This is a genomic window from Mycobacterium sp. (assembly GCF_025933915.1).
Lineage (GTDB): Bacteria > Actinomycetota > Actinomycetes > Mycobacteriales > Mycobacteriaceae > Mycobacterium.
Genome location: NZ_JAICZA010000045.1, coordinates 23,035 through 29,730, shown reverse-complemented (window position 1 = coordinate 29,730; position 6,696 = coordinate 23,035). Strand labels below are relative to the sequence as shown.

The following is a 6,696-nucleotide window of genomic DNA, read 5'->3' as shown; positions in this document are numbered from 1 at the left end:
TTCCCCGAGAAGATTTCGTTCCTTCCGGCAATGCGGTACTACGCCGGCAACTGGGCCACCAGTGTGTGGTGCTTCCGTGCGGGCGCCGAGGAAAGGATCGACGCCGACATCGTGAAGAGCTCTGCGCTCGTCGTCAATCAGCTGGCGAGGCTCTACGACCCGGAAACCGCGGAAATGTTGGCGGACAAAATCGCCGCCTTCCGCGCGATGCACGTGCATGGCCGGGCGCTCAACGGGCTGTTGCCGCGCGCGATCGACGACGAAGCCGACTACAAGATCCGGGAGGGCGAAATCGTCGCCGGCCCGCTCGTCGGGTGGAACTTCGGCGAGGGCCACCTGCACAACGAGCAGCTGGTGGAGGCGGTGCAACGCCGCTGCCACTTCGAGGACGGCGACGTCCGCGTCATCGTCCTGGAGGGCCAGCCCATCCACACCCAACGGCAGTCGTATCGCATCCTCGACGCCAAGACCGGCGTGATCGAAGAGGGCTACGTCGACATCAAGGACATGCTGACCCGCCAGCCCTGGCCCGAGCCCGACGACGACTATCCCGTGCACGTTCTCGATGGCGGCGACCCGCCGCGCCCGGCTTCGCCGCGAACCACACGGCGCAGCACCCGATGACGACCGCGGTCGTGGTCGGCGCCGGGCCCAACGGCCTGGCCGCGGCGATCCATCTCGCCCGCCACGGCATCGACGTCCAGGTGCTGGAGGCCAGCGAGACCGTCGGCGGGGGAGCGCGCTCGGCCGAGCTGACGGTGCCCGGGGTGATCCACGACATCTGCTCGGCGTTTCACCCGCTGGGGATCGGTTCGCCGTTCTGGAAGCAGATCGACCTGCAGCGCTACGGGCTCGCATGGAAATGGCCGGAGGTCGACTGCGCGCATCCCCTCGACGACGGGACCGCCGGGGTCCTGTACCGGTCGATCGACGAGACGACGGCCGGCATGGGACCCGACGGCCCCCGGTGGCGCCGGGCGATCGGGGACCTCGCGGCCGGATTCGACGCCCTGGCCGAAGACCTGCTCCGCCCCGTGATCAACGTTCCACGCCACCCGGTCCGCCTGGCCGCCTTCGGGCCGCGCGCGGCGCTGCCCGCCACCACGATGGCCCGCTGGTTTCGCACCGAACAGGCGCGGGCGCTGTTCGGCGGATCGGCAGCGCACATCTACACCCGGCTGGACCGCCCGCTCACCGCATCCCTCGGGCTGATGATCCTGGCCAGCGGTCACCGGTATGGGTGGCCCGTCGCCGAGGGGGGATCGGGGTCGATCACCAAGGCGCTGGCCGCCGCCCTCAGCGAGCACGGCGGAACCGTGACCACCGGCGTCACCGTCACAAGTCGCAAAGACATCCCCACCGCCGACATCGTGCTGCTCGATGTCAGCCCGGCCCTGGCGCTGAACATCTACGGCGACGTCATGCCCGCGCGGATCAAGCGGTCCTATCGGCGCTACCGCCAGGGGTCCTCGGCGTTCAAGGTCGACTTCGCCATCGAAGGCCACATCCCCTGGACCAACCCCGACTGCGGTCGCGCCGGCACCGTCCATCTGGGTGGCCCGTTCGCCGAGGTCGCCGACACCGAACGACAACGCGCGCAAGGCACGATGGCGCGGCGGCCCTTCGTGCTCGTCGGCCAGCAGTATCTGGCCGACCCCTCCCGCTCGGCGGGCAACATCAACCCGATCTGGGCCTACGCGCACGTGCCATTCGGCTACACCGGAGACGCCACCGCGGCCGTCATCGACCAGATCGAACGGTTCGCCCCGGGATTCCGCGACCGCATCGTCGCCACCGTCAGCAAGGACACCGCCGCGCTCGAGGCCTACAACCCCAATTTCATCGGCGGCGACATCATCGGCGGCGCCAACGACGGGCTGCAGGTCATCCTGCGCCCGCGCGTCTCGGTCAACCCGTACGCGATCGGCGTGCCGGGGGTGTACCTGTGTTCGCAGTCCACGGCGCCGGGAGCCGGCATTCACGGGCTGTGTGGTTATCACGCCGCCGAGGCGGCGCTGCGCTGGCTGCAGAAGCGCCGGCGCGACTGACGGCGCAACCGGTCTCGGGGATGCCGAACGTGATCGCGACGTGCGGTGGATACGCGTTCCGGCGGACCCGAATTTCCGGTCCGATCAGCCCAGTGTTGCCTCCCGGCGTCACCCCTGGCCGAAGAACCTGGTGTTGCATCAAATGCATCGATCTTCACGCGATGCGTCACCAAGTCGAGCTATTGCCCGTCGGCTGCCCACCGCTCGCCTGCGCCGCCTTCGGAATCCCAGATCGACTGCGGGGCCATTTCCTCGCGTCTGGCCCTGCGGCGCATGCCCGCATGGAGTACGTCCCTGACCGTCAATGGGCCATGATCGATCACCGAGATGTCGGATTCTGTTGGGGGCGTTATGCGCTGCTCGGCAGAGGTGATGACCGGATGCGTTTCGGTGGTGTGCGTCATGGTGGTGTACCTATCTGCCCGCTGAAAGCGAGCTGCTGTTTGGTGGGTCCCTACGTTGCGTGCCGGCGACCTGGAACGGTGCGAAGGCGGACCGGATGACGGATGGTCGTGCGCCCGAGCCGGCGGTTGTTCATCGGATCGTGCGTCGACTTCTGGTGTTCGAGCTGCCGAGTCAACTCGCGCTTTGCATCGCACAGAGCACGGGTGATGTCCGGGTTGTCCGCGACCGCGACCAGTTGTGGATGGCCGGGAAGGGTGGTGCGCAACGTGATGCGCTGTTCTTTGCCGCCGCGGTCCTGCAGGGTGACTTCTATGTCCACGTCATTCGGATCCCACCTGCCTAGCTGCGCCTCAAGCGTGGACAATGTCTGTGTGACGTGCGGGTGCTCCTTGGCGACGAAGCCCGCGCCGACGTGGATCACATTGTCGCGGAAGATATTTCGTTTCGCGTGGTCAGATTTCCTCATTGTGGCCTCATTTCGGCTGCTTGGTTGCAGGGCCCTGGTCTGAGCAGGTTCGACGCGTGTTGTCGTCGTGCACTGGTCTGCACCGGACTTCCGGAATCAAGAGGAAACGCGCGGGGCTCCTACGGCGAACTCGTGGACGCCGACAAGCGCACGGTTTTCAGTCCAGGACTCTAGTAAACGCCCTCTCAGACGCGATGTCAACACTGTGGACTTACGGTGTTTGGGTATTCGTGGCTAGAGGAGGAGCTATGCCGGTATTTCATGGTTGGAGGCCCCTTCCGCGCGCCAACCATACTCATGGTCTCGCGAATTACGTTGTGGCAGAGGTATTCATGGCGGGCTCCCGCTCGCTGGAGCGGGCTAAGCCTGCGCTCTGGCCGGTCTTTTCGTCGGCGGCCCTTTTCAGTTCACCCACCACGTCTTCGATGCCGTTCGCGACCGATGCGACGTCGTCGACGTTATCGGGGCACGCGACGATGCCCACACTCAGGGTGGCGCCATAGGAGACGGCGGTGATGTTGAGATTGGAGCCTTCAAACAACGGGGCCAGGGCGTAAATTCCCAGGACGTGGGCTCCGGCGCAATAGATTTCGTCGCTGGGGCCAGGAACGTTGGAAGCGATGACATGAGCGACTGGCGAGTGGAATCGCGACAGTTGCAGGCCGGTGTACACACCCATCACCAAGCCGATGACCACCGGTGGAACGAGATCTATGACATCGGCGAGATTGACGGGCCGCACTGCCCGTCGCCCGTCCTTGATCTTGGACGTCGCGTCGCGAATGCTGGCCAACTGCTGTGCCGGGTCGGCCAGATGGACCGGCAATTTGACGACAACCGGTGACCAACTATTGGACGCCTCGCCATCGCCGCCGCGTGTCGAGATCGGCATCATGGTGCGTAACGGATGACTGGGCACCCTGTCGTGGGTTGCCAACCACCGGCGCAGCGCCGATGTCGTTGCGGTCAGGAAAACATCGTTGACCGTGACATCGAACGCGGCGGTGATGGCGCGCAGATCATCCATGGCCACCGCGGCGAACGCAACGCTGCGTCGCGCGGTGAGGGGGGCGTTCAGCAGCGTTCGCGGCGAACTCTCGTCCTCCTCGGAATCCAAACCCGCGGACCGTTGCCGGCCGGCGCCCGGGAGGAGTTGGCGTACCGATCCCAGCGCGGTTCCTATCGCCGACTTCACCGCGACGGGACCCAGCCTGACAGCGATCCGAATGCCCACAGCGGTGTTGGTCGCGACCTCGTCGATCACGTCCCACACCCTCGTTGCCGCACCGGGCATCGTGGCCTGGGCCTGCTCTGGCGCCACCGCAAATTCAGCGTCCGCATCGACAGTCATCAGTTCGGGCAACATCGACGTCACTGCGCCCACACCATCGGTAATGGCGTGGGAGAACTTGATCAACACCACGAGTCTGCCGTCGGCGAGACCCTGCACGACCCAGGCGTCCCACAGCGGGCGGTCGCGGTCCAGAGGCCGCCCATGCAACTCGCCGATAAGGGTGGTCAACTCCCGCATGGCGCCGGGTTCGGCAAGCCGCACACAATGCAGATGGCTTTGGACGTCGAACGCGGGGTCCTCGATCCATGACGGCTGGCCCAACCCGAAGGGTCTGGTGAGCAGGCGCTGCCGGAAACTCGGCATCGTCGCAGTGCGCTCGGCCAGCAGCTTGCAAATCGCGTCGGCGGTCACCGCGCCGTGCACCTCGGGGTCGCAAAACAACACGGCGGTCACGTGGGTGGGCATCACGGATGTTTCGCCGTGCAGCGTGACACCGTCCAGCCCGGTCAATCGTTTCATATGCTGCTCCATCCGTGTATCCGAGCTGTCAGCTCAAAGTTTGGCTCGCGACTCTTACCTGCCCGCCCCCGCAACGACGGCACCGGACGCGCACCGAAATAAAGCCAGGTCGGCCCGGACGTTGTGTCGCGCAGTTGTGAACGGCGATGTCCGACAAGCAGATCGCCGGTCTCAGGTGTCGATCAAGCCTTGATGAATAGGCCACCGAGGACGGCCGTGAGAGTGATCAGCGCCAGAAACCGCGCTTCTTCGATCTCCCGTGATCGTCGTCGACGTGGGTCCACTCTTCGGCTGGTAGCGGTGCGCATCCTTCGCGCCGCCCCGCATTCAGTAGCATGAAGCACACGCACATTAATCAGGAAATCCCGGTGGTCATTGGTTTTTGAAGCCCAGCCGGTGGTCGCTCAGCGCACCTTCTCGGGAATTGAGTTCAGTGCACCCAGGACGTGTTCGGCCAGTTTGCCTGCCGCGTCGTTGCCCAGCTTGGAGTGGGCACTGATGGTGTCGGTGACGAGTTGGAGACGAATCTCGTAGGGAGTGCGAAACGTTGAGAGTGAAGCCATCGAATTTCCTTCGTAGTCGAGCATGTTCACTCGCAACCGAGCTGCTCGATATGGATAACCTTACGCCGATTTACGGGCACCGCGTCCGCGATGAGCATGCGGGTATTGGATTTACCGCTTTTGGAACGACAGGATCTTCGGATTCGGCACAGCCCCATAGCGGATCTCGATCACCCCGACGCGCCGTCTGATCGGCGTGCCAGTCGTCACGCCCGGCGATCACGGTCGGCAGGTCGGGAAGCACCGCCTCGCTGATCGCCCAGGTCGCCGAATCCCACAGGTGGGAGGGGCTGTGATCGGCCGCAGAGTAGGTGACGTTCGCGTCCCCGGCGAACGTCGGCCGTGCAAACGAGGGGGCGACCCCAGATGAAACCCATTGCTCCGTACAGGGTATGTCGACTATGAGACGGATCGGCAGACAGCGCTCGTTCTCCTTGCGAGTCGCGCCGACGATACCGAGGCGCAGTTGACCTATTTCTTCACGCGCTTGCGGGCCGAGCGTCTCGGCGCGGACACGGTGGCGGCCAGACCGATGAGCAACAGATCCAGACCGTGGTCGAGTTCGGCCGCCCCGTCGTAGGAGCCCAGCGCTGGGGCCAGCGCGCGCACCTGCGGGAACTCGGTTATTGCCAGCCGGTGCAACCCGAGGCGCAGCACATCATCGGACTCCTCGGGCCGCTCGATGACCTCCTGCAGCTCGGTCAGGATATGGCCATACAGATAGCCGAAGAGCACCCGGTAAATGTGTAGCGCGTCGACTCCGCTGAAGCCCACCGATGTGAGCAGCGCGACGACGTCCTCCAGTGGCCGCAGCATGCCCGGCGGGCGCTGACCCAACGGCGTGGCTAGTGGCCGAGTCACCAACAGCGGCACCACATTCGGGTGCGCCAGGGCCAGCCGCCGGAAGTCATGCGCCACCGCGCGCAGCTGACCGGCCCAGTCCGGGTCTGCGGTGTCCACCCGCAACTGGCCCAGCACGATCTCGGCCACCCCGTCGAGCAGCGCCGCCTTGTTCGGCACATGCCGATAAATCACCGTCGGATCCCGACCCACCGCCTCACTCAGACGCCGCATCGACAACCCATCCGCACCGTCACGATCGACCAACTGCAACGCACGCTGCAAAATCACCGATCGGCTGACGTGCCCGTCCTCTGGGACGTTGGTAAGGGACGGGTCAAGTCCATCAGCGCGAACCGTCGGTGGCTTCGCCATCGTGGGCGCCCCTTCCCCTACGTGCCGCGAGTTCGCCTCCTATTTAACGGCATACGTCGACGTTGTTGACGGACAGCGTATGCGGAGTGTGTCGTTGGTGGGCACCACGCGGCCTGGTGGGCACCACGCGGCCTGGTGGTCCCACGGTGCCGGTCGCGCCGCCCACTCCATGCCGGCGTTCCACCC

General features: G+C 65.3%; 7 protein-coding genes. 2 read left to right on the top strand and 5 right to left on the bottom strand.

The features are described from left to right. Positions 1 to 624 (top strand): DUF3556 domain-containing protein (locus Q0W90_RS09770; protein WP_297697604.1); only part of this gene is annotated, 624 nt, incomplete at its 5' end. Continuing rightward, positions 621 to 2,048, top strand: coding sequence for an NAD(P)/FAD-dependent oxidoreductase (locus Q0W90_RS09765; protein WP_297774319.1), 1,428 nt, complete (start codon positions 621 to 623; stop codon positions 2,046 to 2,048). The genes Q0W90_RS09770 and Q0W90_RS09765, both read left to right, overlap by 4 nt. 179 nt (positions 2,049 to 2,227) lie before the next feature. Here the strand turns inward: Q0W90_RS09765 and Q0W90_RS09760 are convergent, their stop codons facing one another. The 5 genes from Q0W90_RS09760 to Q0W90_RS09740 form a co-directional block, all read right to left on the bottom strand. Next, positions 2,228 to 2,452, bottom strand: coding sequence for a hypothetical protein (locus Q0W90_RS09760; RefSeq protein ID WP_297596200.1), 225 nt, complete (start codon positions 2,450 to 2,452; stop codon positions 2,228 to 2,230). A gap of 50 nt (positions 2,453 to 2,502) precedes the next feature. Continuing rightward, complete coding sequence (locus Q0W90_RS09755; protein ID WP_297596198.1) at positions 2,503 to 2,874, bottom strand: hypothetical protein; 372 nt, start codon at positions 2,872 to 2,874, stop codon at positions 2,503 to 2,505. Positions 2,875 to 3,229: 355 nt separating this feature from the next. Beyond that, positions 3,230 to 4,732 (bottom strand): wax ester/triacylglycerol synthase family O-acyltransferase, encoded by a 1,503-nt coding sequence (locus tag Q0W90_RS09750; RefSeq protein ID WP_297596196.1) that lies wholly within the window; start codon positions 4,730 to 4,732, stop codon positions 3,230 to 3,232. Positions 4,733 to 5,136: 404 nt separating this feature from the next. Further along, a complete protein-coding gene (locus Q0W90_RS09745; protein WP_297596194.1) occupies positions 5,137 to 5,295 on the bottom strand; it encodes a DUF6307 family protein in 159 nt (52 codons plus the stop codon). A gap of 471 nt (positions 5,296 to 5,766) precedes the next feature. Then, positions 5,767 to 6,510, bottom strand: coding sequence for a TetR/AcrR family transcriptional regulator C-terminal domain-containing protein (locus Q0W90_RS09740; protein WP_297774316.1), 744 nt, complete (start codon positions 6,508 to 6,510; stop codon positions 5,767 to 5,769). Positions 6,511 to 6,696: the final 186 nt, after the last annotated feature.